Consider the following 25,748-nt stretch of genomic DNA (forward strand, 5'->3'; position numbering starts at 1 on the left):
GTACCGGACCCAGCGAACTGACCGGCCGTCCCCGTACCGGTGACCGGGTGGGCGCGGACCGCCGTGAGCGGACCAGCCGGGCCGAGCGTGCCGCCTTCGCGGAGGTGGAGGCCGAGCTGGCCGCGCGCGGCTTCACCCGGATGGTCTTCGAACTGGACCGCATCTCGTCCCTGCTGGATCTGCTGGGTAGCCCACAGCGGGCGTACCCGTCGATCCATCTGACCGGGACCAACGGCAAGACCTCCACGGCTCGGATGATCGACTCGCTGCTGCGGGCCTTCGGGCTGCACACCGGGCGGTACACCAGCCCGCATCTGGAGACGGTGCGGGAGCGGATCAGCCTGGACGGCGAGCCGGTGGACGAGGCCCGGTTCACCGCCGTCTACCAGGAGGTGAAGCCGCTGGCCGAGCTGGTCGACGACCGTTCGGCCGAGCCGCTCACCTACTTCGACATGACCACGGCCCTGGCCTTCGCCACCTTCGCCGACGCCCCGGTCGACGTGGCAGTGGTCGAGGTGGGTCTCGGTGGCGCCGAGGACGCCACGAACGTCATCCAGGCGGGGGTCTGCGTGCTGACCCCGATCGGGCTCGACCACACCGAGTGGCTCGGTGACACGCTCCAGGACATCGCGGTCGCCAAATCCGGCATCATCCACCCGGGTGCGACGGTGATCGCCGCCGCGCAGGAGGAGGAGGCCGCCCGACCTGTCCTGCAACGCTGCGCGGAGGTGGGCGCGACAGTCGCCCGGGAGGGCTCGGAGTTCGGCGTCCTGCGCCGGGCCGTCGCGGTCGGCGGTCAGGTGCTCACCCTGCAGGGGCTGGGTGGGGTGTACGAGGAGGTCTTCGTCCCGCTGCACGGTGCCCACCAGGCACAGAACGCGGCGGTGGCGCTGGCCGCCGTCGAGGCGTTCCTCGGCGCGGGCGCCCGCCGGCAGCTCGACGTGGAGGCGGTACGGGAAGGCTTCGCCACCGCCAGCTCCCCGGGACGGCTGGAGCGGGTACGCACCGCGCCGACGATCCTGCTCGACGGGGCACACAATCCGCAGGGCATGGCGGCCACCGTCACCGCTCTGCAGGAGGAGTTCGCGTTCAGCAAGTTGGTCGCGGTACTGGGAACGCTCGCCGACAAGGACGCCGCCAGCATGCTGGAACTGCTGGAGCCGGTGGTCGACCGGCTGGTGGTGACCCGCAACAGCTCACCGCGCGCCCTGCCGGCCAAGGAACTGGCCGCGCTGGCCGCGGAGGTGTTCGGTCCGGACCGGGTCGAGGTGGCCGAGGACATGCCGGACGCCATCGAGGCGGCGGTGGCGCTCGCCGAGGAGGACGTGCCGGGCGAACTGGCCGGTGTCGGGGTGCTCGTCACCGGGTCCGTGGTGACCGTGGCCGACGCGCGTCGGCTGCTGAAGCGATGACCGGGGACGGCGACGGTCAGCCGCGCCGGTCCGGGCTGCGCGATCCGCAGCGGGCGGTACGTGGCCTCGGTGCGGCTGCCCTCGCCTTGGAGGCGCTGGTGCTGCTGCTGGCGATCCAGCCGATCCGGGCGGTGGACGGTGATCTCGGCGGTGCGGTCATCGCGGTGGTCGTGGCGCTGGCCGTGGTCGCCACCGTGCTCGCCGGCATGATGCGCCGGTCGTGGGCCTGGCACGCCGGCACGGTGTTGCAGGGGTTGCTGCTGTTGTCCGGCCTGCTGCACTGGTCGCTGTTCGTGCTGGGCGTGATGTTCGCGCTGGTGTGGGCGTACGCGCTGCACGTGCGCCGCGTCATCCTCGGCTGACAGCGGCCGCGGAGGTGCGTCGGGCTACCGGCTGCCCAGGGGCCTCGTCACGCCTCGGCGAGTTCCCGCCACTGGGTCAGCGCGATGCCGTGCCCGTCGGGGTCGCGGAACGCCGCCGCCCACACTTCCAGCTTGCTGCCGCGGTTGACCACCCGGGGTGGGTAGGTGAAGCGGACTCCGGAGTCGCGCAGCCGTTCGTACGCCGACTGGATGTCGTCCACGTCGAGGTTCACGTGGACCAGTCGGCGGCTGATCGGCTGGGCTCCGGTCATCTCGCGGAGCACTAGGCGGGTCGTCCCCGAGGAGAGCACGGCGTTGGCGGCACCCCGGTCGACCTCGGTGAATCCGAGCCGGTCCCGGTAGAACTCCAGGGAACGGGACAACTCGGTCACCAGCAGGGTGATGCCCACCCCGCTGATCGGGGCCGCCGGGTCGGCGGCGTCCGGGTCGAACCCGAAGATCGCCTCGTCCAGTTCCCCCGCGTCGACCGTCTCCGCCCGGGCGGTGGTAGCCGGTTCGCCGCTCGTCGTCGCGCGGTCGGCGGTGGTCGGCGGGCCCGGTTCCGGGTCGTCGAGCGGCAGGTCGAGCGGATCGAGGGGATCCATCGGGTCGGTCAGACCCGTGGTCGGAGCGGTAGGCGGCCGCGCCTGTCGCCCGGTGGCTGCCGGATCGGCAGGCAGGTCGGCGGGTGCGTCTCCGGCGGGGGTCGCCGCCGTGGCGAGCCATTCCTCGGCCGGCTGCTGCTCGACGAACTGCTCCTCGGCGGGTGTCCGTGGGGCGGGCGTGGCTCGGCGGGGAAGCCGTTGCTCGTCGGAGCGTTCCACCACGGTGCCCTCAAGCACTACCGGCTCACCGGGGCGCTGGCGCACCCGCACCGTCTCGTGGTGCTCCACGGGCTCGGCCACGACGTCGTGCGGCCGGCCGTCCGACGGGCCGCCGAGTGGACCGTCGGAGAGGTCGCCCAGGGGGTCGTGGAAGTCGTCCTCCGGTGCCCGGCCGGCCCACGGTGGTGCCTCCTGCCCGATCAGCACCTCGTCCGGTGGCACCGTGGCGAACTCGGGGGGCAGGTCGGCGGCACTACCGGCCTCGGTGTGCGTGAGCACCTCGTCCCAGAGCACCCGTACGTGTCGAGGGTCGTCCAGAGCCACCCGGATCGGCAGGGTCTGCCCCAGTGACGGCCACTTCGACACCGGAACCCGCGGCTCGATGATCTTCTTTGAGCGGGGTGGCAGCCCGGGAGCGTCGATCACCAGTTGCAGTTCGCAGCGGCCGAAGGCGTACTGGGTCGGCGGCTCTGAGGCGCTGTGCACGTGGCCGGCGCCGACCACCCAGGTGCGACCGCCGCCCCGCACGGTGGCCAGTGCGATCGCCAGGGCGAGCAGGGCGGCACCGAGCGCGACGATGGCCCAGCTGGTCATGCCCAGGCCGAAGAGGACCACGAAGGTGGCCACGGTGCCCAGCACCGCAGCGATCAACTTGCGTACCGGTGCGATGGGTCGGTTGCCGCCACCATTCGCCACAGTGGACCTCCCGGGGGTCAGGGCCAGGCTAGGCCGGATCGGGGGCCGGGGGAAGGCCGGCCACCGCGCCGGCGCCGGGACCGGGTCGCTAGGCTGACCGTACCCAGCCCGACCGGCTTCCGCTCTGAGGAGGAACCCAGCGTGTCCAGCAGCAGCCCGGACGAGCGCACGCTCGTCCTGATCAAGCCCGACGCGGTCCGCCGAGGGCTGGTGGGCGAGATCATCTCCCGGTTCGAGCGCAAGGGGCTGCGGATCGACGCGATGGTGTCCCGGACGATGGACGACGCGCTGGCCGACGAGCACTACGCCGAGCACGTCGACAAGCCGTTCTACCCGCCGCTGAAGGCGTTCATGACCGCTGGTCCGCTTGTCGCGCTCGTGCTCTCCGGCGACGCGGTCATCGAGGTGGTGCGTGGTCTGATCGGTGCCACCGACGGGCGTAAGGCCGCCGCCGGCACCATCCGGGGCGACCTCTCCCTGTCCAACCGGGAGAACCTGGTGCACGCCTCCGACTCGGCCGACAGCGCCAAGCGCGAGCTGGCGCTCTGGTTCCCCGAGCTGGGCTGAGCCCGGCCCGCTCGGCTCAGCTCACCCAGGGCAGCTTGTCCGGGTTGACCACCAGGAAGATGTCGGTGATCCGACCGGCGGCTGTGCCGAGCGTCACCGCGTACGTGTCACCGGCCGCTGTAGTGATCACGGCGGCCGGCTGGCCGTTGAGTTCCGTGCGCCGCACGGTGAGCAGCCAGCCCTTCTCCCGGACGCCGAGCAGGAACCGGACGACCCGGTCGGCCCCGGTGATCGGGTTGCGGGCGGCGCGCACCCGGCCGCCGCCGTCGCTCCACGCGGTCGCGTCCGCGGCGACCAGGTCGGTGAGCGTGGCCATGTCGCCCTCGGTGGCGGCGGCGACGAACGCCTCCAGCAGCCGCTCCTGCTCGGCGCGGTCGGCGGTGAATCGGCGCTTGTCGCGCCCGATCCGTACGCTCGCCCGGTGGTGCAACTGGCGGCAGTCCTCGGCGGAGCGGTCCAGCAACTCGGCGATCTCGGCGTAGGGCAGTTCGAAGGCGGTGTGCAGCACGTAGACGGCGCGCTCCGGCGGGGTGAGCCGTTCCAGCAGGTGCAGCAGCGCGGTGGAGAGGGAGTCGCGCAGTTCGGCCCGCTCCAACGGCCCGAACGGCGACGGCGCGGTCGGCACCGGCTCCGGTAGCCACGACCCGACGTACGTCTCGCGGGTGGCCTGCCGGGCCCGCAGTCGGTCCATCGACAGGTGGGTCACCACCCGGGACAGGTAGCGACGCGGTTCGCTCACCTCGGCGCGGTCGACCCGCAACCAGCGCAGGTATGCCTCCTGGAGGACGTCCTCGGCGTCGTGGCGGCTACCCAGCAGACGGTAGGCCAACCCGAGCAGCATCGGCCGGTGCGCGTCGAGCGCACCGGCCGCCTCCGCCGCGTCGACCGGGCTCACACGTCCGTCGGCAACTCGTTGCGGAAGGTCACCGCGATCCGGTTCCACACGTTGATTGTGGCAATCGCCAGAACCAGGTCGGCGAGGGCCTTCTCCGACCAGACCTTCGACGCGGCGTCCCAGACGTCGTCGGGCACGCCGTGCTCACCCAGCTTGGTGACCGCGTCGGTCAACGCGAGCGCGGTGCGTTCCCGCTCGTCGAAGAAGGGAGCCTCGCGCCAGGCGGCCACCGCGAACAGCCGCCGGCTCGACTCGCCGGCGCCGAGGGCTTCCCGGCTGTGCATGTCGACGCAGTACGTGCAGCCGTTCAACATCGATGCGCGCAGTTTCACCAGTTCCAGCACGGTGTGGTCGACGTTGGCCCGGACGTACTTCTCCAGCCCCAGCACGGCGCCGAACGCCTCCGGTGCCACCTCGGCCACGTTGATCCGCTGCATGACAACCTCCCGATAGATCGGTGTACACCCCCACGACGGACCGCCCGTCCCGTCGTGTGACAACCCGGCCCTGTGACGCCGGTCATGCACCGTTCCGGCGGCGGCCACCTGGACAGATGTCGATGGCCACGTCAGCCCGGTAGACCGAAGCGGTCAGCCAGCAAATCCAGGAGGAACGATGACCGAAGTCGACCGACGTACCCTGCTGCGGGCCGGTCTGGTCGCCGGCGCCGGTGTCGCCGGTGGCGCGCTGCTGGGCGGACCCGGCGCGCTCGCCGGGCCGGCCTGGCGACCTGCCGGGCGGCCGGTGCTGACCCACGGCGTGCAGAGCGGAGCCGCCACGGCGGACTCGGCGGTGCTCTGGACCCGCGCGGACCGGCCGGGGCGGATGCTCGTGGAGGTTTCCCACCGGCCCGACTTCCGGAGTGCCCGTCAGGTACGCGGGCCGGTGCTGACCCCGGGCACCGACTTCACCGGGAAGGTGCGGCTGCTCGGGCTGCCCGGCGCCGAACGGCTGCACTACCGCGTACGGGTGGAGAGCCTGGACCGGCCGGGCCTGGCCAGTGCCCCGTTGACCGGCTCGCTGACCACCGCTCCGACCTCACGTGGCCGCCGCGACGTGCGTTTCGTCTGGACCGGGGACATCGTCGGGCAGGGCTGGGGCATCGCACCCGACTTCGGCGGTATGGAGATCTTCCGGGCGATGCGGGAGCGGCGGCCCGACTTCTTCCTGTGCAGCGGCGACACCGTGTACGCCGACAACCCGCTCGCCGAGGCGGTCCCACTGCCCGACGGGCGGGTGTGGCGCAACCTGGTCGTGCCGGAGAAGCTCAAGGTGGCCGAGTCGCTGGCCGAGTTCCGTGGGCAGTTCGCGTACAACCTCCTCGACGAGCACCTGCGGGCGTTCGTCGCGGAGGTTCCCCAGGTCAACCAGTGGGACGACCATGAGGTGACGAACAACTGGTACCCGGGGGAGGTGCTGACCGACAGCCGCTACACCGAGCGTCGGGTCGACGTGCTCGCCGCGCGGGCCCGGCGGGCCTTCGACGAGTGGCTGCCCACCCCGCCGCGCGGACCACGGTACCGCCGCCTGTCGTACGGGCCGCTGCTGGACCTCTTCGTCCTGGACATGCGGACCTACAAGGACCCGAACGACGGCAACACGTACGCCGACCCCGGGCGTGGTCTGCTCGGCGCCGAACAGCGGGCCTGGCTGATCCGGGAACTGACCCGGTCGCGGGCGACCTGGAAGGCGATCGCCATCGATCTGCCGCTGGGGCTGGTGGTGCCCGACGGTCCGGACGCCCAGGAGGGCGTGGCGCAGGGCGACCCGGGTGCGCCGGCCGGACGGGAGCTGGAGTTCGCCCAGGTGCTCGGTGCGGCCCATCGAGCGGGGGTGACCGGCATCGTCTTCCTCACCGCCGACGTGCACTACACCGCCGCGCACCACTACGACCCGGCGCGGGCGGCGGTCGACGACTTCACCCCGTTCTGGGAGTTCGTCTCCGGCCCGGCGCACGCCGGTGCCTTCGGCCCCAACGCCCTGGACGGCACCTTCGGCCCGATGGCGGTCTTCGTCAACGCCCCACCGCGGGCCAACACCTCCCCGGCGGAGGGATTCCAGCACTTCGGCGAGGTGCACATCGACGCCGCGACCCGCGCCCTCACCGTCCACCTCCGCAACCGCCAGGGCCACTCCCTCTGGACCACCACCCTCCCCGCCCCCTGACCACACCCCTCCACCCCTCCACCGCCGACCGCGATCTTGCACTTTCCGTCCGTGCATAACGGTGTAAAAGCCGTGAAGAGGGGACCGGAACTACAAGATCGCGGAGGGCGGGAGGGTCGGGGTTATTGGGGGAGGGGTGGGAGGTGGGGTGGGTATCATGGGTGGGCGATGATCCGGCTATCACCGGGGAGCTTCCGGAAGAACGGCCGGGTGACCGGCTCAGTAGAACCGGACGGGGCGGCCCGTCACAGCCGGACAACGAGCGGGCGGTTGATGCTGACCGTCAAGCGGGGTGGTACCGCGGGCCCCGGGACGCCGGTCACGGCGTACCGGTAAAGGGCTTCGTCCTCGCAGACCCACGACAGTGAGCGTCAGCGAGGAGCGACAGGCGATGGCCTATCCGTTGCACGACCCGACCGCCGGCGGCGTACCGGCGAGCCCGGACCTGCCCGCGGTCGAGCGCGGGGTGCTGGAGCACTGGACGGCCGACAAGACCTTCGAGGCGTCCGTGGACGCCCGTCCGGCCGGCGACCAGGGGAAGAACGAGTACGTCTTCTACGACGGGCCGCCATTCGCCAACGGCCTGCCCCACTACGGGCACCTGTTCACCGGGTACGTCAAGGACGTGGTGCCGCGTTACCAGACCATGCGTGGTCGGCGGGTGGAGCGGCGCTTCGGCTGGGACTGCCACGGCCTGCCTGCCGAGGTGGTCGCCGAGAAGCAGCTCGGCATCACCAGCAAGGCGGAGATCCTCGACCTGGGGGTGGCCCGGTTCAACGAGGCGTGCCGCGCCTCGGTGCTGGAGTTCACCCAGGACTGGGAACGCTACGTGACCCGGCAGGCGCGCTGGGTCGACTTCGCCAACGACTACAAGACCCTCGACCTGGACTACATGGAAAGCGTCATGTGGGCCTTCAAGACCCTGCACGACAAGGGACTGGTCTACGAGGGCTTCCGGGTGCTGGCGTACTGCTGGCGGTGCGAGACGCCGTTGTCGAACACCGAGACGCGGATGGACGACGTCTACCGCGACCGGCACGACCCGACGTTGACCGTGTGGTTCGACCTGACGCCGGACGAGTCCGCGTCGGAACTGGTCCGGGGGCCGGTGCGGCTGGGTGTCTGGACCACCACGCCGTGGACCCTGCCGTCGAACCTGGCGCTCGCCGTCGGCCCGGACATCGAGTACGCGGTGCTGGAGCGCGACGGCGTCCGCCACCTGGTGGGTGCGGCGCGGCTGGGCGCGTACGCCAAGGAACTGGAGGGGTACCAGCAGGTCGGCACGGTGCGCGGCGCGGACCTGGTGGGGCGGCGGTACACGCCGCTCTTCGACTTCCTGGTCGAGCAGGCCGGGCCGAACGCCTACCAGGTGCTCGGTGCGGACTTCGTGACCACCGAGGACGGCACCGGGATCGTGCACCTGGCGCCCGCCTTCGGTGAGGACGACCAGAACGTCTGCAACGCGGCCGGCATCCCGACGATCGTCACGGTCGACGACCACACCCGGTTCACCGCGCTGGTGCCGCCCTTCGAGGGCGAGCAGGTCTTCGACGTCAACAAGCCGGTGATCCGTCAGCTCAAGGAGCGGGGGGTGGTGCTCAAGCAGGACACCTACACCCACTCGTACCCGCACTGCTGGCGCTGCGACACCCCGCTTGTCTACAAGGCGGTGTCGTCGTGGTTCGTCGCGGTGACGACGTTCAAGGACCGGATGGTCGAGCTGAACCAGCAGATCAACTGGACGCCCGGCCACATCAAGGACGGCTCGTTCGGCAAGTGGCTGGCCAACGCCCGGGACTGGTCGATCAGCCGGAACCGGTTCTGGGGTTCGCCGATCCCGGTGTGGAAGTCCGACGATCCCAACCACCCGCGGGTCGACGTGTACGGGTCGCTGGCGGAGATCGAACGCGACTTCGGCGTACGCCTGACCGACCTGCACCGGCCGGCGGTGGACGAGCTGGTCCGGCCCAACCCGGACGACCCGACCGGCAGGTCGATGATGCGTCGGGTGCCCGAGGTGCTGGACTGCTGGTTCGAGTCCGGCTCGATGCCGTTCGCCCAGGTGCACTACCCGTTCGAGAACGCCGACTGGTTCGAGCACCACTATCCGGGTGACTTCATCGTCGAGTACATCGGCCAGACCCGGGGCTGGTTCTACACCATGCACGTGCTGGCCACCGCGCTGTTCGACAGGCCGGCGTTCCGCAACTGCCTCAGCCACGGCATCCTGCTCGGCTCCGACGGGCGCAAGATGTCCAAGAGCCTGCGCAACTATCCGGACGTCTACCACGTCTTTGACTCGTACGGCTCGGACGCGATGCGGTGGATGCTGATGTCGTCGCCGGTGCTGCGGGGCGGGGACATGCCGGTCACCGAGTCGAGCGTGCGCGACGCCGTCCGACAGGTGCTGTTGCCGCTGTGGAACGTCTGGTACTTCTTCTCGCTCTACGCCAACGCCGACGGGCACACCGCCCGGCGGCGGGTGGACAGCACGCACCTGCTCGACAGGTACGTGCTGGCGAAGACGAACGAACTGGTGTCGACGGTCGGCGCGCAGATGGACGCGTACGACATCTCGGGTGCCTGCGCCACCGTCCGGTCCTACCTGGACGCGCTGACCAACTGGTACGTGCGTCGTTCCCGGGATCGTTTCTGGACGGGCGACGCGGACGCGTTCGACACGCTGTGGACCGTGCTGGAGACGCTCTGCCGGGTGGTGGCACCGCTGGCGCCGCTGACCGCGGAGGAGATCTGGCGCGGGCTGACCGGTGAGCGGTCGGTGCACCTGACCGACTGGCCGCAGGCCGAGGAGTTCCCGGCCGACCACGAGCTGGTGGCCGCGATGGACGCGGTGCGTGCGGTGGCCTCCGCGACGCTGTCGCTGCGGAAGGCCAAGGGGCTGCGGGTCCGGCTGCCGCTGGCGAAGCTGACCGTGGCCAGCCCGGCGGCCGGGCAGTTGCGGCCCTTCGCCGACCTGGTTGCCGACGAGGTCAACGTCAAGGAGGTCGTCTTCACCGACGAGGTGTCGGCGTACTGCCAGCAGGTGTTGACAGTGGTGCCGCGGGCGCTCGGCCCCCGGGTCGGCAAGCAGGTGCAGCAGGTGATCAAGGCGGTCAAGTCGGGGGAGTGGGAGCTTGTCGACGGCGCCCCGGTGGCCGCCGGAGTCACCCTCGCCGAGGGCGAGTTCGAGCTGCGCCTGGTCGCCGCGGATGCCGAGCACTCGGCTCCGCTGCCCGGTGGCGAGGGGGTGGTGGTGCTGGACACCGACGTCACCGCCGAGCTCGCCGCCGAGGGGTTGGCCCGGGACTTCGTCCGGGTGGTGCAGCAGGCGCGCCGGGACGCCGACCTCGACGTGTCCGACCGGATAGTGGTGACGGCGTCGGGCTCCGACGAGGTCCGGGCGGCGGTGGCCGGGTACCGCGACTTCGTGGCCCGGGAGGTGCTGGCCGACAGCGTCGACTTCGCCGAGGGGATCGACGGCTTCGCCGGTGAGGTCGGCGAGGGTGTCCCCGTCGCGGTGGTCGTTCGTCGCGTCTGAGTTGTCCGGAGGGGCCCTTTCCGAGCGGAGGGGCCCCTTCCCGGCAACCCGTACCCAGCGAGCGGACCAGCCCGACCTCACGCATGCTGTGGTGGGGCGGTCCGCTACGGTGACACCGCCTCTTACCTCACTCGATCCGCCGGAGGACCAGTGCCGCTGCTCTACACCATCGGCAAGCTCACCGTGGGGCCCGCGATGCGGCTGGCGTTCCGTCCGACAGTGGAGGGGCTGGAGCACATCCCGGACCGGGGCGGAGCGATCTTCGCCGGCAACCACCTGTCGGTGGCCGACGAACTGTTCCTCGGCACCGTGGTGCCACGGCACCTGGCTTTCTGGGCCAAGTCCGAGTACTTCACCGGCACCGGCGTCAAGGGGCGCTTCTCCAGGTTCCTACTCACCGGTCTCGGCGCGATCCCGGTGGAGCGGGCCGGTGGCCGCGCCGCGCTCGCCGCCTTCGACGCCGCGATCCCGGCACTCAAGGGCGGTGACCTGGTGGTCGTCTATCCGGAGGGCACCCGCTCGCCGGACGGGCGGCTGTACCGGGGGCGCACCGGGGCGGTCCGGCTGGCCATCGCGGCCGGCGTTCCGATCATTCCGGTGGGCATGATCGGCACCGAGAAGGTGCAGCCGATCGGCGCCCGGGTGCCGCGCCCCTTCACCGGGAAGATCACCGTCAAGTTCGGCAAGCCGCTCGATTTCACCGGCCGGCCGGACGACCGGCTGTCGCTGCGGCAGATGACCGACGAGATGATGGGTGAGATCCAGAAGCTCACCGGCCAGGAGTACGTGTCGCGCTACGCCCCACCGCGGGCCCATCCGCCGGTCACCGGAGAAGCCGACGCCGGCTGAGCCGACGCCGGCTGAGCCGACGGTGGCCGGACCGCGTCACGCCGGTTGACGGGCGGCCCGGCGGCCTCGATCAGCCGTCGGTGGTGACGATCTGGTCCCGTAGGGTGCCCAGCAGCCGGGAGCTGTCGTCGACGGAGAGCCCGGTGAAGACACCCGTCGTGATGCTGCCGTGGTCGACCGAGGTGCACACCACCGCGCCGATACCGTCGGTGCGGCCCACGGCGCAACGCTCGTGGCGACCCCGGACGCCGGTCTCCATGACCTGCGCGTCGCCGAGTGCGTACTGGTCTTTGAGGCGTCCGATCTCGGCGTCGGCGTCCGCCGACGGGGTGAACCGGAAGCCGGTGCCGCCGAAGACGGTCACCCGCTTGCCGTTGCTGGTGTGGTAGATCCCGGCGAAGGTGCCGTCGGCCAGCCAGTGCGCCTCGCGCATCTGGGTCTCCAGCTGCCGGGCGTCGCGGGTGCTCCGGGGGTCCTCGCGCAGTCTGAGGTCGGCCACCTGCTGGGGCAGCGTGGCGTTCGCCGGGTACTGGCTGGCCATCGGCACGCCGTAGTAGGCGGGGCAGCCACAGCAGCAAACCAGGGTCAGCAGCAGCAGCCAGGGCCAACGGCGACGCTTGCGGGGTGCCTTCGGGAGGTGCCCCTGGGCTGGCGGCCAACCCGGTGCGGGCGCGACCGGTCCAGCCTTGGCCTTCTTCCGGCCCCGCCGACCACGCGGCGGCGGTGCCGCCGGTGGGCCGGCCGGGACGGGCGGGTAGGGACCGGGCTGTTGTGGCTGCTGCTGCGGCCCGACCCCGGGTGGGAGTTGGTGCTGGGGCGCGGGCGGGGGCTGGTGTTGCGGCGCGGGCGGGGGCTGATGCTGGGGCGGCGGAACCGGCGAGACCGGTGCCGGGGGGCCGGAGTACGGCCGGGTCGGCGGTGGGCTCGGGTAGGACAGCGTCGGCGGCAGGGCGGGAAAATCGGTCGAGGGGAGATCCCAGCCACTCGTGTCGACGCCGGCCCACGGATCGACAGGCGTCTGGTGCTCCGGCTGCGGCGCCGCCGGCGCCGGGGGTGCCGGCGGCGGGGTGGGTTCGGCCGACTCGCCCCAGCCACGTCGGCGCGGTGCTGCCGGCGGTACGGGTGCCGAGCCGCTCCAGCGCGGGGTGGCCGCCTCCGGCGCGGACTCGGGTAGCACGCGGGTGCCCTGCGGACCGACAGGCGGCTCCGCCGGGGCGGAGGGCTGCCCGTCGTCCGGGTCGGCGTCGGCGGGTGGGTCAACCCGGGTGGGTGCCGCCACGTCGGAGGGCGGGCCCGCCTCGGCGGGCTCGATGTTGGCCTGCGGGCCCGCCTTGGCGGGCTCGTTGTCGGCCTGCTTGGTCTCGTCCGAGCTGGCCGACTGGTCTGCGGCGGCTGCGGGGTCGGTGGGCAGTTCGTGGGTGACCGCCGGCTCCCCGTCCCGGTGTTCACCCGGACGGCTCCCGTCGACCGGCCGGTCGGCTCCCGGCTGCGGCTCCGGCATCGCGGCAATCTCCTCTCGCGCCGGTCCGAGGTTAGTACCGGTGTGCCACCGGCACCGACTCGGGATGACGGTGAGGCCGGTGCACCACGGCGTTCCGGCGCACGCCATTCACGGGTGGTGGCCGGGTGTGCACCCATAGTCTCGGCCTATGTCGGAGCCAGAGGCGGCACCCGGGTACGTCGGGGTGCTCTGGCTCAACCACCACACCCTGTTGCGGCTCATTCTTCGCCTACCTGCGACGGCACCCGAGGCTGCTCGGGAGGGGCTCGACCGGGCGTTCGTGTCCGCCCAGCGGGTCCGCCCGGTGGTCGGCATGGCGCTCTATCTGACCACCCCGGCGCTGGGCTGGTTCGTCAACCCGATCCTCGGGCTGGCGGGCATCGGTGTCATGATCCTCTTCCATGCGTTGACCAGCGAGGGCCTGCGGCGCTGGCGTGCGCGGCGGCGAATGCCGGCCTGACCGATTGCGCTCGCCCCGTCGGCGCGGCTGGCGGTGGAGCACCGCGTACCCTTGGGCATCATGAGCGTCCCGTCCACCACTTCGCGTCCCGTCGCGGCCAACTCCGTGTGGCCCCGCCTGGAGCCGTTGCTGCCCCAGGTGACCAAGCCCATCCAGTACGTCGGTGGTGAGCTGGGCGCGGTGGTCAAGGAGTGGGACACGGCGACCGTACGGTGGGCGCTGATGTACCCGGACGCGTACGAGGTGGGGCTGCCCAACCAGGGCGTGCAGATCCTCTACGAGGTGCTCAACGAGCTGCCGGACACCCTGGCCGAGCGGACGTACGCGGTCTGGCCGGACCTGGAGAAGCTGATGCGCGCCCACGGCGTGCCGCAGTTCACCGTCGACGCCCACCGTCCGGTCCGTGACTTCGACGTCTTCGGCGTGTCGTTCGCCACCGAGCTGGGCTACACCAACCTGCTCGCCGCGATCGACCTGGCCGGCATCCCGCTGCTCGCGGCGGACCGTACCGACGCCGACCCGGTGATCGTGGCCGGCGGGCACGCGGCGTTCAACCCGGAGCCCATCGCCGACTTCGTCGACGCCGCCGTGCTCGGTGACGGCGAGGAGGCGGTCCTGGAGATCACCGGGATCGTCCGGGAATGGAAGGCCGAGGGCTGCCCGGGCGGGCGGGACGAGCTGCTGCTGCGGCTGGCGCGTACGGAGAGCGTCTACGTGCCGCGCTTCTACGACGTGGACTACCTGCCGGACGGCCGGATCCAGCGGGTCGTGCCGAACCGGGCGGACGTGCCGTTCCGGGTGCACAAGCGCACGACGATGGACCTGGACGCCTGGCCGTACCCGAAGAAGCCGCTGGTGCCGTTGGCCGAGACGGTGCACGAGCGGTACGCGGTGGAGATTTTCCGGGGCTGTACCCGGGGTTGTCGGTTCTGTCAGGCCGGCATGATCACCCGGCCGGTCCGTGAGCGCTCCATCACCACCGTGGGACAGATGGTCCAGCAGGGGCTGGAGTTCTCCGGCTTCCACGAGGTGGGGCTGTTGTCGCTGTCGTCGGCGGACCACTCCGAGATCGGTGACATGTGCTCCGGCCTGGCCGAGCAGTACCAGGGCACGAACGTCTCGCTCTCGTTGCCGTCCACCCGGGTCGACGCGTTCAACATCGACCTGGCCCAGGAGCTGTCCCGCAACGGCCGCCGGACCGGTCTGACCTTCGCCCCGGAGGGCGGGTCGGAGCGGATCCGTAAGGTGATCAACAAGATGGTCTCCAAGGACGACCTGATCCGTACCGTGGTCACCGCGTACACGAACGGTTGGCGGCAGGTGAAGCTCTACTTCATGTGTGGCCTGCCGACCGAGACCGACGCGGACGTGCTGGAGATCGCCGAGATGGCGCACGAGGTCATCCGCGCCGGTCGGGCCGCCACCGGTTCCAAGGACATCCGGTGCACCGTCTCGATCGGCGGGTTCGTGCCCAAGCCGCACACCCCCTTCCAGTGGGCGGCGATGGAACGGCCGGAGGTCATCGACCACCGCCTCAGGCTGCTGAAGCAGGCCATCAACGCCGACCGGTCGCTGGGTCGGGCGATCGGCTACCGCTACCACGACGGTGAGCCCTCGCTGATCGAGGGTTTGTTGTCCCGCGGTGACCGTCGGGTCGGTGCGGTGATCCGGCGGGTCTGGGAGAACGGCGGTCGGTTCGATGGCTGGAGCGAGCACTTCTCGTACCAGCGTTGGGTGGACGCCGCCGCCGAGGTGCTGCCCGGTTTCGGGGTCGACCTGGACTGGTACACCACTCGGGAGCGCGACGAGCTGGAGGTCCTGCCCTGGGACCACCTGGACTCGGGCCTGGACAAGGACTGGCTCTGGCAGGACTGGCAGGACTCGCTCAGCGAGTACGAGCAGGACGACTGCCGGTGGACGCCCTGCTTCGACTGTGGCGTCTGCCCGGCGATGGACACCGAGATCCAGATCGGCCCGACCGGTCGGAAGCTGCTCCCGTTGACTCCGGTCAACGGCCTGAAGCTGTCCACCGGCGCCCAGCAGTAACCCGGCGCCCAGCAGTAACCCGGCGCCCAGCAGTAACCCGGCGCCCAGCAGTAACCCGGCGCCACCGGCGGGGCCTGACACCGAGGAGCACGACGATCAGTAGGAAACCACAGCCCGAGGGCGGCCAGGCACCTGTCGTCCAGCGCGTCCGGATCCGGTACGCCAAGCGGGGACCGCTGCGGTTCACCTCGCACCGCGACTTCGCCAGGGCCTTCGAGCGGGCGCTGCGCCGGGCCGGCGTACCGGTGGCCTTCTCCCAGGGCTTCACCCCGCACCCGAAGATCTCGTACGCCAGCGCGGCACCGACCGGGGTGGCGAGCGAGGCGGAGTATCTGGAGATCGGCCTGCGTGAGCCGGTCGACCCGGAGCAGTTGCGGTTGGCGCTGGACGCGGCGCTGTCACCCGGACTCGACGTGCTCGACGCCGTGGTGGCCAGCGGTGCGAGCCTGCCCGACCGGATCGAGGCGTCCCGCTGGCGGATCGAGCTGCCGCAGGTGGATCCCGACGTGCTGGCCAAGGCCGTGGCCGTCTTCGGCGCCGCCGAGGAGGTGCTTGTCGAACGGATGACCAAGCAGGGGCGGCGCACCTTCGACGCGCGTGCCGCAGTTATCGGCATCGATGTGATCGCCGCACCGACGACGCCTTCCGAGGACCCGGACGTACCGTGTGCGATACTCGAACTGGTCGTGCGGCAGGTCACTCCGTCCGTACGGCCCGATGACGTCCTTTCCGGCTTCCGCGTGGTGGCCGGCCTGGAGCCGCCGGTGGCCCCGAAGGTGATCCGGCTGGCTCAGGGCACGCTGACCGCGCAGGGTGCGATCGTGGATCCGCTGGACGCGGACCGCGACGGGGCAACCATCGGCGGGCGCTGACCGACGGTCGGCGTCCAGGCAGGCAGACTTCGCCGACGCGCACTCCGTGCGCCCGGGGAAACACCTTTGCGGCAACCCTGCGTGGCAGCGCTCACCCGCGCCCGGGGAAGCCAGAACTGGAGAACGTCCATGCTCGAGAACGAGCCCGAGGGCAGCGAACGAGCCGGTGTCAACCCGGCCGACGAGACCGTCGAGACCAGCACCGCCGAGGCGGCCAGCTTCCGCCCGTCCCAGGAGGCGGCCGGGCCCGGCCCGGTCGCTGACCCGCCGGAGGAGATTCCCGGTGCCGTGAGCGGCACCGCTGACCTCGGCGGCGTCGCCGATCCGGGTGACACCGTCGAACCGGCGCCCCGGCGTCGGGCGACCCGCCGCCGGGCCACCTCGGTCAGCCGGCCCGAGCAGACCGACGCGCCGGTGGAGGCGCCCAGTGCCGCGATGGTGGGCAGCGGGGAATCGCCCCAGGCCGAGGTGTTCGCCCCGGTATCCGGTGATCTCGACCCTCCGGCGAAGACGCCACGCCGTCGTCGCAAGGCGACCACCGGGCAGAAGGCCGTCGAGGAGCCACTGGCCGTGGCCGAGGCGGAGGTCGCGGAGAGCGACGTCGTACCGCCGGTCAAGGTGACCCGTACCCGTCGTCGGAAGTCAACGCCCGCAGCCGCCGAACCGTTCGTCGACGCCGCGATCGAGCCGCCCGTCGGGACCGAGCCGACGCAGCCCTCCGCCAGCGCGCCGGATGCCGGTCTCGCGCCGGCGGCCGGCACCGACTTCGGCTCCGCCGCGCTGCCCGCCGAGGGCGGCACCGAGCCGGAGCCGGCGGTCGCGCCGGCCGGGGACGCTGAGCCGGTGGTCTCCGTCGAGCCGGAGGGGGCCGTCGAGCCGACGGGTGCGCAGGTGGCACCGGCCGAGCCCGAGAGCCGGTCCCGTCGTCGGAAGGCCGCGCTCACCGCGCCGACCGTGCTGTTCATGGCCCCGGAAGAGGTGATCGCGGCCCGTGCCGCCGCGGCGCAACCCGCCGAGGAGGAACCCGCCGAGGAACCGGCCGAGCCGTCGCGCCGACGCCGTCGGGGCCGGCGGGAGGCCGAGCCGGTGGTGACGGCCGAGGTCGATGAGGAACCCGGCGTGGCTGCCGAGGAGGCCGCCGAGGAGGAGGACGACGACGACGAGGAGACCGCTGGCGGTCGGCGTCGCCGCCGCCGTGGTCGCCGCGGCCGGGGCCGGGGCAAGGGCGGTGCCGACGACGGCGACGAGGTCGAGGACGGCGAGGCCGAGGAGGCCGTCCAGGCCGAGGCTGACGAGGCCGAGGCCGAGGGCGAGGGCGAGGCCGAGGAGAGCGACGAGGCCGAGGGCGACGGGATGACCCGGCGACGCCGTCGGCGACGTCGCCGGGGTGCCGGTGACACCGACGGCGCCGCCGACGACGGCGTACCCACCGTGGTGAAGATCAGGGAGCCGCGCCGGACGGTCGACGAGGTGCAGGGCGTCTCCGGATCGACCCGGCTGGAGGCCAAGCGGCAGCGCCGTCGGGACGGTCGTGAGCAGCGCCGGACCCGGCCGCCGATCCTCAGCGAGTCGGAGTTCCTGGCCCGCCGGGAAGCGGTCGACCGGGTGATGGCGGTGCGCCAGCGCGGCGACCGGACCCAGATCGCCGTGCTGGAGGACGGCGTCCTGGTCGAGCACTACGTCACCCGCAGTTCCTCCGGCACCATGGCCGGCAACGTCTACCTCGGCAAGGTGCAGAACGTGCTGCCGAGCATGGAGGCGGCGTTCGTCGACATCGGTCGGGGACGCAACGCGGTCCTGTACGCCGGCGAGGTCAACTGGGACACCACCGGCCTGGAGGGACGGGCCCGCTCGATCGAGCAGGCCCTCAGGTCCGGTGACTCGGTGCTGGTGCAGGTCACCAAGGACCCGATCGGGCACAAGGGGGCCCGGTTGACCAGCCACATCGCGCTCTCCGGCCGGCATTTGGTCTACGTACCCGGCGGCAACGCCTCCGGGATCAGCCGCAAGCTGCCGGACAACGAGCGTAAGCGGCTGCGTGACGCGCTGAAGAAGCTGGTACCCGACGGCGCTGGAGTGATCGTCCGGACCGCTGCCGAGGGCGCGAGTGAGGACGAGCTGGCCCGGGACGTCAAGCGGCTCCAGGCGCAGTGGGAGGACATCCAGGCCAAGGCCGCCGAGGGCGGTGCGCCGGTGCTCCTCTACCAGGAGCCGGACCTGGTGATCCGGGTGGTCCGTGACCTGTTCAACGAGGACTTCCGCGAGCTGGTGATGGAGGGCGACGAGGCGTACGACATGGTCGAGTCGTACCTGTCGCACGTGTCGCCGGACCTGGTCGCGCGGTTGCGCCGGCACGTCGGTACCACCGACGTCTTCGCCGAGTACCGGATCGACGAGCAGATCCTCAAGGGGCTCGACCGCAAGGTCTTCCTGCCCTCCGGCGGGCACCTGGTGATCGACCGGACCGAGGCGATGACGGTGGTCGACGTGAACACCGGCAAGTACACAGGCGCCGGGGGCAATCTGGAGGAGACTGTCACCCGTAACAACCTGGAGGCGGCCGAGGAGATCGTCCGGCAGCTGCGGCTGCGGGACATCGGCGGGATCGTGGTGATCGATTTCATCGACATGGTGCTGGAGTCGAACCGGGAACTGGTGCTGCGTCGGCTGACCGAGTGCCTGGGTCGGGACCGCACCAAGCACCAGGTCACCGAGATCACCTCGCTGGGTCTGGTGCAGATGACCCGTAAGCGGATCGGTGCCGGGCTGCTGGAAGCGTTCAGCGAGACCTGCGACTGCTGCAAGGGCCGGGGACTGGTCATTCACACCGAACCGGTGCCGGAGAAGCCGCGCTCCGGCGGTGGGGACAAGGTCAAGGCGGTTGCCTCGGCGGGTGTCCCGGCGGCCGAGCAGACGACCGGTTCGGCCAGGCGACGCGCGCGCAAGGGCGCCGCGTCGGCGGAGCGGACCGTGGTGGAGGTCACCGAGACCGACACCACGAGCACCGTCGACGCCGACTACCACGACACCATGGGCTACGACCTGTCGCGGTACGAGACGGACACCCCGGCTGCCGTGGACGTGGCCGACAGCCAGCAGGGCGAGTCGGCACGGCTCGCCGCGCCGGACGATCCGGACGCGCTCGGCGAGGTCGACGAGGAGGACGGCGGCGAAGGTGGCACCGGGCGGCGTCGTTCCCGTCGCGGTGGCGCGCGTCGACGTACCCGGCCCTGACGGCGTTCGGTAGGGGTCGGCCCCGCCCGGTGGTGATGTCCGCCGGGCGGGACCTTCCCGTATGGTCGATGGGCGGTCGCTGCGGCCCGGCCCGGGCCTGCTGACCCCGTCCCGTGCGGTCAGGCACGCGGCGGGCGGACGCGGCCGCGGAGGAGGAGACGATGCGCCGACCGCTCGCCGTCACCGTGGCCATCGCCACGCTGCTCGTCGGCACCGCCTGCTCGGCCGAGCGGCGCGACGCGGACGAACCGGCCGCTCCGGCCACGACGCACGTCGACGTCACCACCGGCCCGACGACACCCACCCCGTCGCCGTCGGCGATCCCCGCCCCCGGAGCGGCGGGCGGCAACGCCCCGGAGGTCTGCGCCGCCGCCCAACAGGCCAGCGGTGACGCGGGAAAGAAGTACGTCGAGCAGGTGGCCGCGATGGTCACGGCCACCGGTTCGGGCGACACCGCCGACGCGGAGGCCGCCGGTAGGCGGGCCGAGGCGGCGCTGTCCGACTGGGCGAAAGCGCTCAGAGCCCAGGCGGCACGCGCCGACGACCAGCAGCTCAAGACGCTGCTGACGGAGCTGTCGCGCGAGGTCGGCCGGCTCGGCACCGACATCGAGGCGCTCGAGGGGACGGCGCTGGACCGGCTGCAGCAACGCCTCGACCAGCTCTGCGCCCGCTGACCGGCCCAGCCCCGGTTTGGGTCCCGGCCCGACCATGGCGTACGCTAACCTGCGGCGCACTTTGGTGTGCCGAGTTCCCGCGTGCCCGCGCCGCCGTGCTTCTGCTGCCTGGCGAGCCGCCGTGGGGACGACCGGGCCGGCAACGGTCGGGAAAAGACGCCAGCAGCCTCAACGACAGGGAGTCCGCCTCCGATGTACGCGATCGTCAAGACCGGCGGCAAGCAGTACAAGGTCGCCGAGGGCGACGTGATCGAGGTCGAGAAGCTCACCGGTGCCCCCGGTGACGCGGTGAAGCTCGCCGCGGTGCTCCTCGTCGACGGTGACGACCTGGTGACCGACGCGGCGAAGCTCGCTCAGGTCGAGGTGTCCGGCGAGATCGCCGCGCACACCAAGGGCCCGAAGATCCGGATCCACAAGTTCAAGAACAAGACCGGCTACCACAAGCGCCAGGGTCACCGTCAGCCGTTGACCCAGGTCAAGGTGACCGGCATCTCCAGCGGGAAGTAGGTCGTCCTCCAATGGCTCACAAAAAGGGTGCGTCCAGCTCGCGTAACGGTCGTGACTCCGCGGCCCAGCGGCTCGGCGTGAAGCGCTTCGGTGGTCAGGTCGTCAGCGCGGGTGAGATCCTCATCCGTCAGCGTGGCACCAAGTTCCACCCCGGTGACCTGGTCGGCCGCGGCGGAGACGACACGCTCTTCGCGCTGGCCGCCGGTGCGGTCCAGTTCGGCACCAGGCGCGGTCGTAAGACCGTCAGCATCGTGCCGCAGCAGTAGCTCTCCGGCGTAAGCGGGCCGTGGACCTGATGTCCCGGCCCGCTTCGCCTATTCTCGTGCGGGGCCGGGCCCTGCTGGAAGGATTACGGCGTGACGACGTTCGTTGACCGGGTCGTCCTGCACCTGCAGGCCGGCGACGGCGGGCACGGCTGTGTCTCGATCCACCGGGAGAAGTTCAAGCCGTTCGGTGGCCCGGACGGTGGCAACGGCGGACACGGTGGCAGCGTCTCGCTGGTGGTCGACCCGCAGGTGCACACGCTTCTCGACTTCCACTTCCGTCCGCATGTCAAGGCGGAGAACGGGCGGGGCGGCGCGGGATCGAACCGGGACGGCGGCAACGGCGCCGACCTGGTGCTCAAGGTGCCCGACGGCACTGTCGTGCAGACCAGCGACGGCACCGTGCTGGCCGACATGGTCGGTGCCGGCACCACGTTCGAGGTTGCCCGGGGCGGGCGCGGTGGTCGGGGCAACGCCTCGCTGGCCAACTCGCGCCGCAAGGCCCCCGGCTTCGCCGAGCTGGGTGAGCCGGGCGAGCAACTGGACGTGGTGCTGGAACTGAAGAGCGTCGCCGACGTCGGTCTGGTGGGTTTCCCGTCGGCCGGGAAGTCGTCGCTCATCTCGGTGATCTCCGCCGCCAAGCCGAAGATCGCCGACTACCCGTTCACCACGCTGGTACCGAACCTCGGCGTGGTCCGGCTCGACAACCACACCTTCACCGTCGCCGATGTGCCCGGGCTGATCCCGGGCGCGGCCACCGGCAAGGGGCTGGGCCTGGAGTTCCTGCGGCACATCGAGCGGTGTGCGGTGCTGGTGCACGTCATCGACACCGCCACCCTGGAACCGGGGCGGGATCCACTGGCCGACATCGACACCATCGAGGCGGAGCTGGCCGAGTACGGCGGGCTTGCCGACCGGCCCCGGCTGGTCGCGCTGAACAAGGTCGACGTGCCGGACGGCCGCGACCTCGCCGAGATCGTCCGGCCCGACCTGGAAGCGCGTGGCCTGCGGGTCTTCGAGGTCTCCGCGGCCACCCGGGAAGGGCTCAAGGAACTCATGTACGCGATGGCGGAGCTGGTGGCACAGTCGCGTGCCGCGACGCCGCCGGCCGAACCGACCCGGATCGTGCTCCGACCGAAGGCTGTCGACGACGCCGGCTTCACCATCGAGGCCGAGGATGACGGCTCGTACACCGTGCGCGGTGTCCGGCCGCAGCGTTGGGTGCGTCAGACGAACTTCGACAACGACGAGGCGGTCGGCTACCTCGCCGACCGGTTGGCCCGGCTCGGCGTCGAGGAGCAGTTGGCCAAGGCGGGCGCGCAGCCCGGTGACCTGGTCCGCATCGGTGAACGCGAGTTCGACTGGCAGCCGACCCTCTACGCCGGTGCCGAGTTCGTCCCGGGTGCCCGGGGCCGTGACGTCCGGTTGGAGGAGAAGTCGAACCGGGCCAGCGCGGCCGAGCGTCTGGCGGCCCGCAAGGCCCGCCGGCAGCGACCGGCCGACGAGGTCGCGGCGGCGTCCGGCGAGGTCGCGGCGGCGTCCGAGGAGGTCGAGCCGGCGTCCAGCGAGGTCGCGGCGGCGTCCGGCGAGGTTGTGCCGGCGTCCGACGACGGGGACGACGCCAAATAGCTCGGTGCGCTCCGAAGTGGGGACGACTGCTGGAAACCTTCGCGAAAGTTCGTCGCCCTAGCGTGGAGTGATGCTTATCGAGTCCCGCCCCTTGGCGGATCCGGAGGTCGCCGCACTTGTCGCGGCCGGGCAGCGCGAGCTGCGTGAGATCGCGGGCGGGGCCGCCGGTCGGGACATCGGCACGCACGGTGACGCCTGCTGGCTGACGGTGGTGCTCGCCGGCCGGGCGGTGGCGTACGGCGGGATCCGGGTGCGCGACGACGACACCGGCGAGCTGGAGCGGCTGTACGTTCGTCCGGCCTACCGGCGCCGCGGCATCGCCCGTCAGCTGGTCGCCGCGCTCGAGGAGCTGGCGTACCAGCGGGGGCACTCGGTGGTGCGGGTGGAGACCGGCCCGCACCTGCCGGCAGCGGTGGCGCTCTTCAGGGCCTGCGGTTACGAGCCGGTACCCGCTGTCGGTGGGCCTGTTGAGGGGCCGTACCGGACCTGCTTCGCCAAGCGGCTGCCGGTTCCGGCCTGAGCCCGATCAGGGCCTGTCGAACGGCCGGTCGAGACGGCCGCCGCTGCCGCCGGTCCGTGCGGACAGCAGCAGCCCGAGCAGGATCATCCCGAAGCCGAGTCCCAGGTGCAGCCAGTTGTCCGCGTCGTTGAGCGGGATGAAGTTCGCGGCGCTCTCCTCCCCGACGGCCAGACCGTAGATCCACAACCCGAGATAGAGCGCACCACCTCCGATGAGGTAGACGCGGGCACCGGCCACGGTGCGGGCCAGCACCAGCCCGGCCACGCCGAAGCCGAGATGCAACAGGTTGTGCAGGACCGAGACCTGGAAGAGGCCGAGGAGCCGGGCACCGGAGTGGTGTCCGGCGAAGGTCATGTCGCCGTAGCCGGTGGTGATGCCGGGCACGAACCCCAGTACCCCGAGCAGCAGGAACACTCCCGCCACGATCAGGGTGGCGAGCTGGACCCGGGTGCGCGCGGCCCGGCCGCCGACTGACCGACGCGCCATCGATGTCACCTCCGTGGAGCCGCGGGACGACCCCCGCGAGGGTCCGACAGGTGGACGACCACGTTCCGTGACGTGATGTCGTCCCGCCGATCCTTCATCTTGTCGCCCGTCCCGGCCGTGCCGCAGAGAAATCACCGATCGGGCATGGGTGGCCGATCGCAGGGTAGGTCAATCAGCGGCGGCGACACTGTTCCGCCGCACCCCCCAACACCCGCGACGATCCCGCAGCGGAAGGGACATCATGACCTACGATCTGTCATCGACCCCCAGGACCCACGAGCCCGATTCGACGAACGGCAGCGGCGTCCGCGAACAGGCCCGCCAGGTGGGCTCGGAGGCCGTGCACGCCGGTGGAGCGGTGGCCGAGACCGCTCGCGAGCAGGGCCGCGAGGTCGGTCGGGAGGCCGCCCGCCAGGCCCGCGACCTGTACGGCGAGGCCCGTACGCAACTCGCCGGCCAGGCCGGGGAGCAGCAGCGGCGCGCCGCCGGTGGCCTGCGCTCGCTGGCCGACGAGATGCGTTCCATGGCCGACAACGGGGGCCAGGCCGGCCCGGTGAGCGAGCTCGCCCGTCAGGCCTCCGACCGGGTGCACGGTGTGGCCGGTTGGCTGGAGCAGCGCGAACCCGGCGACCTGCTCACCGAGGTACGTGACTACGCGCGCCGTAACCCCGGCACCTTCCTGGTCGGCGCGGCCCTGCTCGGTGTGGTGGCGGGCCGGCTGACCCGCAACCTCTCGGCCGGTGGCGACGACGGTCCCGGCCACGCCGCCACCGCTGACCCGTACGGCGACCCCGACCGGACCATGGCGCTGCCGACCCAGGCTCCGCCGTCCGCGTCGCCCGCCGGGGTGGCGGGAGTGTCCGCCGGGGGCAACCTCGACCCGCGTACCCAGCCCGCCGACTTCCGGCCGATCGACGAGGGCTACTCCGGCACGGGCACGCCGCTGCCTCCGGTGGACCGGACCGACCCGCTGCCGGGCGTGCCGTCCAGCGGAACCACCCGCCCGTGAGGGCCCGAGCCATCCGAAGGGAGGCGATCGCATGACCATGCCGACGCAGAGTTCCGGTGCGGACGCCCGGAACCATCACCCGCCCTCCGCCGAGGAGGTCCGGGGTAGCTCCATCGGGGAGCTGATGCGCCAGGTCACAAGCGATCTGTCGACGTTGATGCGGCAGGAGGTGGAGCTGGCGAAGGCCGAGATCCGCCAGGAGGGGAAGAAGGCGGGCAAGGCCGCCGGCCTGTTCGGCGGCGCCGGCTTCGGCGCGTACATGGTCGCCCTGTTTCTCTCCCTGGCGCTCTGGGCCGGCTTGTCCAACGTGATGGATGCCGGCTGGGCGGGACTGATCATGGCCGTCATCTGGGCGGCGATCGCGGCGCTCCTCTACACGATGGGCCGCCGGAACGCGGAGCGCATCCGTGGGCTCAAGCAGACGAACGACACAGTGCAGCGCATCCCCGACGCGCTCAAGCCGCACCCGGAGGGAGTGACCCGATGAGCACCGACCCCGTCCAGATCCGCCGGGAGATCGAGGCCACCCGCAACAACCTGAGTTCCGACGTGGACGCCCTGGCGTACAAGGTCAGCCCGGGTCGCATCGTCGACGATCGAAAGCAGCGGGTGCGTACCACGCTGCAGAATGTGAGGGACAAGGTAATGGGAACCGCATCCGACCTCGGCCACCAGACCAGCCAGGGTGCCCACGCGGCCGGTGATCGCGCCGCCGCGACCGCGTCCACGGTCGGCGACGCCGCGCACTCGGCCGCCTCGGCCGTCGGCGACGCGGCACACCGTGCCCCGCAGGTCATCCGGCGCAGGTCCGAGGGCAATCCGCTGGCCGCCGGCCTGATCGCCTTCGGTGCCGGCATGCTCGTCTCCTCGCTCATCCCGCCGACCCGGCGCGAACAGCAGTTGGCCACCCAGGCTCGGGAGAAGGCCGGTGAGCATGGCTCGGCGGTGACCGAGAAGCTGGGCCGGGTGGCGAGCGAGATGAAGGAGGAACTGCGCGAGCCGGCGCAGCAGGCCGCAGAATCGGTGAAGGCCACCGCGCAGGAGGCCACGCAGGCCGTGACCGACGACACGCGGTCCGCGGCCCACGACGTGAAGGACCAGGCGCAGCACTCCCGGGACCGCGTGCGACCCTGACCGGAAGGCGCACTCGGCCGCCGGTCGCGACGCTCCGCGTACGCACCGGACGCGGCATGGTGTGATCCACAGCAAGGGCTCCTCCTCGGGTAACCCGACGGAGG

The 25,748-nt window shown here is 71.7% G+C and carries 23 protein-coding genes; 18 read left to right on the forward strand and 5 right to left on the reverse strand.

The features are described from left to right. Positions 1-140 precede the first annotated feature (140 nt). Together CLT74_RS27990 and CLT74_RS27995 are read left to right on the forward strand one after the other, a co-directional pair. Positions 141-1,412 carry a bifunctional folylpolyglutamate synthase/dihydrofolate synthase gene (locus tag CLT74_RS27990; protein WP_486582772.1) on the forward strand — a complete coding sequence of 424 codons (1,272 nt, stop codon included), beginning with the start codon at positions 141-143 and terminating at the stop codon, positions 1,410-1,412. Beyond that, positions 1,409-1,774, forward strand: coding sequence for a DUF4233 domain-containing protein (locus CLT74_RS27995; protein WP_099850389.1), 366 nt, complete (start codon positions 1,409-1,411; stop codon positions 1,772-1,774). The genes CLT74_RS27990 and CLT74_RS27995 overlap by 4 nt, the downstream gene beginning before the upstream one ends. A gap of 47 nt (positions 1,775-1,821) precedes the next feature. On the opposite strand, the gene CLT74_RS28000 is transcribed toward CLT74_RS27995, so the two are convergent. Next, positions 1,822-3,294 (reverse strand): VOC family protein, encoded by a 1,473-nt coding sequence (locus tag CLT74_RS28000; protein WP_099850391.1) that lies wholly within the window; start codon positions 3,292-3,294, stop codon positions 1,822-1,824. Positions 3,295-3,435: 141 nt separating this feature from the next. Here CLT74_RS28000 and ndk point away from each other — a divergent pair, with 141 nt between their 5' ends. Further along, complete coding sequence (gene ndk / locus CLT74_RS28005; RefSeq protein ID WP_099850393.1) at positions 3,436-3,861, forward strand: nucleoside-diphosphate kinase; 426 nt, start codon at positions 3,436-3,438, stop codon at positions 3,859-3,861. A 16-nt stretch (positions 3,862-3,877) separates the two neighbouring features. Here the strand turns inward: ndk and sigJ are convergent, their stop codons facing one another. Continuing rightward, positions 3,878-4,804, reverse strand: coding sequence for an RNA polymerase sigma factor SigJ (gene sigJ, locus CLT74_RS28010; protein ID WP_486582619.1), 927 nt, complete (start codon positions 4,802-4,804; stop codon positions 3,878-3,880). Continuing rightward, positions 4,753-5,193, reverse strand: a complete 441-nt coding sequence (locus CLT74_RS28015) for a carboxymuconolactone decarboxylase family protein (protein WP_099850397.1) — start codon at positions 5,191-5,193, stop codon at positions 4,753-4,755. The genes sigJ and CLT74_RS28015 overlap by 52 nt, the downstream gene beginning before the upstream one ends. 178 nt (positions 5,194-5,371) lie before the next feature. Here CLT74_RS28015 and CLT74_RS28020 point away from each other — a divergent pair, with 178 nt between their 5' ends. The 3 genes from CLT74_RS28020 to CLT74_RS28030 all read left to right on the forward strand — a co-directional run bounded on the left by CLT74_RS28020 (position 5,372) and on the right by CLT74_RS28030 (position 11,309). Then, a complete protein-coding gene (locus CLT74_RS28020; RefSeq protein ID WP_099850399.1) occupies positions 5,372-6,922 on the forward strand; it encodes an alkaline phosphatase D family protein in 1,551 nt (516 codons plus the stop codon). A 391-nt stretch (positions 6,923-7,313) separates the two neighbouring features. Further along, entirely contained in the window at positions 7,314-10,460 is a 3,147-nt protein-coding gene (gene ileS, locus CLT74_RS28025; RefSeq protein ID WP_099853172.1) for an isoleucine--tRNA ligase, read from the forward strand. Positions 10,461-10,610: 150 nt separating this feature from the next. Next, the gene (locus tag CLT74_RS28030) at positions 10,611-11,309 is read left to right on the forward strand and encodes a lysophospholipid acyltransferase family protein (RefSeq protein ID WP_099850401.1); all 699 of its coding nucleotides are present in this window, start codon (positions 10,611-10,613) and stop codon (positions 11,307-11,309) included. Between the two features lie 70 nt (positions 11,310-11,379). On the opposite strand, the gene CLT74_RS31585 is transcribed toward CLT74_RS28030, so the two are convergent. Then, a complete protein-coding gene (locus CLT74_RS31585) occupies positions 11,380-12,810 on the reverse strand; it encodes a hypothetical protein (protein WP_486582620.1) in 1,431 nt (476 codons plus the stop codon). Positions 12,811-12,958: 148 nt separating this feature from the next. Between CLT74_RS31585 and CLT74_RS28040 the strand changes: the two genes are divergently transcribed. The 9 genes from CLT74_RS28040 (at position 12,959) to CLT74_RS28080 (ending at position 23,015) form a co-directional block, all read left to right on the forward strand. After that, a complete protein-coding gene (locus tag CLT74_RS28040; protein ID WP_099850403.1) occupies positions 12,959-13,270 on the forward strand; it encodes a hypothetical protein in 312 nt (103 codons plus the stop codon). Between the two features lie 60 nt (positions 13,271-13,330). Next, the gene (locus CLT74_RS28045) at positions 13,331-15,316 is read left to right on the forward strand and encodes a TIGR03960 family B12-binding radical SAM protein (RefSeq protein WP_099853180.1); all 1,986 of its coding nucleotides are present in this window, start codon (positions 13,331-13,333) and stop codon (positions 15,314-15,316) included. A 152-nt stretch (positions 15,317-15,468) separates the two neighbouring features. After that, a complete protein-coding gene (locus CLT74_RS28050; RefSeq protein ID WP_099853183.1) occupies positions 15,469-16,188 on the forward strand; it encodes a TIGR03936 family radical SAM-associated protein in 720 nt (239 codons plus the stop codon). A 129-nt stretch (positions 16,189-16,317) separates the two neighbouring features. Then, positions 16,318-19,422, forward strand: coding sequence for an Rne/Rng family ribonuclease (locus CLT74_RS28055; RefSeq protein WP_099850405.1), 3,105 nt, complete (start codon positions 16,318-16,320; stop codon positions 19,420-19,422). 161 nt (positions 19,423-19,583) lie between these two features. Then, the gene (locus CLT74_RS28060) at positions 19,584-20,096 is read left to right on the forward strand and encodes a hypothetical protein (protein ID WP_099853187.1); all 513 of its coding nucleotides are present in this window, start codon (positions 19,584-19,586) and stop codon (positions 20,094-20,096) included. Positions 20,097-20,288: 192 nt separating this feature from the next. Beyond that, a complete protein-coding gene (gene rplU, locus CLT74_RS28065; protein ID WP_093407572.1) occupies positions 20,289-20,603 on the forward strand; it encodes a 50S ribosomal protein L21 in 315 nt (104 codons plus the stop codon). A gap of 11 nt (positions 20,604-20,614) precedes the next feature. Beyond that, on the forward strand, positions 20,615-20,869 hold the full coding sequence (gene rpmA, locus CLT74_RS28070) for a 50S ribosomal protein L27 (protein WP_091197044.1): 255 nt from the start codon (positions 20,615-20,617) through the stop codon (positions 20,867-20,869). A gap of 90 nt (positions 20,870-20,959) precedes the next feature. Beyond that, on the forward strand, positions 20,960-22,495 hold the full coding sequence (gene obgE, locus CLT74_RS28075) for a GTPase Obg (RefSeq protein ID WP_486582621.1): 1,536 nt from the start codon (positions 20,960-20,962) through the stop codon (positions 22,493-22,495). Positions 22,496-22,565: 70 nt separating this feature from the next. Continuing rightward, complete coding sequence (locus tag CLT74_RS28080; RefSeq protein WP_099850407.1) at positions 22,566-23,015, forward strand: GNAT family N-acetyltransferase; 450 nt, start codon at positions 22,566-22,568, stop codon at positions 23,013-23,015. A 6-nt stretch (positions 23,016-23,021) separates the two neighbouring features. Here CLT74_RS28080 and CLT74_RS28085 read toward each other — a convergent pair whose 3' ends face one another. Continuing rightward, positions 23,022-23,501, reverse strand: a complete 480-nt coding sequence (locus CLT74_RS28085; RefSeq protein WP_099850409.1) for a DUF4383 domain-containing protein — start codon at positions 23,499-23,501, stop codon at positions 23,022-23,024. A 241-nt stretch (positions 23,502-23,742) separates the two neighbouring features. On the opposite strand from CLT74_RS28085, the gene CLT74_RS28090 reads away from it, so the two are divergent. From CLT74_RS28090 to CLT74_RS28100, 3 genes are read left to right on the forward strand one after another with little or no spacing between them, the layout of a single operon-like run. After that, positions 23,743-24,510: a hypothetical protein gene (locus CLT74_RS28090; RefSeq protein WP_099850411.1), complete on the forward strand. Its 768-nt coding sequence runs from the start codon at positions 23,743-23,745 to the stop codon at positions 24,508-24,510. Positions 24,511-24,541: 31 nt separating this feature from the next. Then, on the forward strand, positions 24,542-24,997 hold the full coding sequence (locus tag CLT74_RS28095; RefSeq protein WP_099850413.1) for a phage holin family protein: 456 nt from the start codon (positions 24,542-24,544) through the stop codon (positions 24,995-24,997). Further along, positions 24,994-25,644 carry a DUF3618 domain-containing protein gene (locus CLT74_RS28100; protein ID WP_099850415.1) on the forward strand — a complete coding sequence of 217 codons (651 nt, stop codon included), beginning with the start codon at positions 24,994-24,996 and terminating at the stop codon, positions 25,642-25,644. Before CLT74_RS28095 ends, CLT74_RS28100 begins: the two co-directional genes overlap by 4 nt. Positions 25,645-25,748 lie beyond the last annotated feature (104 nt).

The organism is Verrucosispora sp. CNZ293, assembly GCF_002754655.1.

Coding starts and splice junctions, on each gene's coding strand:
- CLT74_RS27990 (WP_486582772.1), top strand. CDS start 141: ATGGTCTTCGAACTGGACCGCATCTCGTCCCTGCTGGATCTGCTGGGT.
- CLT74_RS27995 (WP_099850389.1), top strand. CDS start 1,409: ATGACCGGGGACGGCGACGGTCAGCCGCGCCGGTCCGGGCTGCGCGAT.
- CLT74_RS28015 (WP_099850397.1), bottom strand. CDS start 5,193: ATGCAGCGGATCAACGTGGCCGAGGTGGCACCGGAGGCGTTCGGCGCC.
- CLT74_RS28020 (WP_099850399.1), top strand. CDS start 5,372: ATGACCGAAGTCGACCGACGTACCCTGCTGCGGGCCGGTCTGGTCGCC.
- ileS (WP_099853172.1), top strand. CDS start 7,314: ATGGCCTATCCGTTGCACGACCCGACCGCCGGCGGCGTACCGGCGAGC.
- CLT74_RS31585 (WP_486582620.1), bottom strand. CDS start 12,810: ATGCCGGAGCCGCAGCCGGGAGCCGACCGGCCGGTCGACGGGAGCCGT.
- CLT74_RS28040 (WP_099850403.1), top strand. CDS start 12,959: ATGTCGGAGCCAGAGGCGGCACCCGGGTACGTCGGGGTGCTCTGGCTC.
- CLT74_RS28045 (WP_099853180.1), top strand. CDS start 13,331: ATGAGCGTCCCGTCCACCACTTCGCGTCCCGTCGCGGCCAACTCCGTG.
- CLT74_RS28055 (WP_099850405.1), top strand. CDS start 16,318: ATGCTCGAGAACGAGCCCGAGGGCAGCGAACGAGCCGGTGTCAACCCG.
- CLT74_RS28060 (WP_099853187.1), top strand. CDS start 19,584: ATGCGCCGACCGCTCGCCGTCACCGTGGCCATCGCCACGCTGCTCGTC.
- rplU (WP_093407572.1), top strand. CDS start 20,289: ATGTACGCGATCGTCAAGACCGGCGGCAAGCAGTACAAGGTCGCCGAG.
- rpmA (WP_091197044.1), top strand. CDS start 20,615: ATGGCTCACAAAAAGGGTGCGTCCAGCTCGCGTAACGGTCGTGACTCC.
- CLT74_RS28080 (WP_099850407.1), top strand. CDS start 22,566: ATGCTTATCGAGTCCCGCCCCTTGGCGGATCCGGAGGTCGCCGCACTT.
- CLT74_RS28085 (WP_099850409.1), bottom strand. CDS start 23,501: ATGGCGCGTCGGTCAGTCGGCGGCCGGGCCGCGCGCACCCGGGTCCAG.
- CLT74_RS28090 (WP_099850411.1), top strand. CDS start 23,743: ATGACCTACGATCTGTCATCGACCCCCAGGACCCACGAGCCCGATTCG.
- CLT74_RS28095 (WP_099850413.1), top strand. CDS start 24,542: ATGACCATGCCGACGCAGAGTTCCGGTGCGGACGCCCGGAACCATCAC.
- CLT74_RS28100 (WP_099850415.1), top strand. CDS start 24,994: ATGAGCACCGACCCCGTCCAGATCCGCCGGGAGATCGAGGCCACCCGC.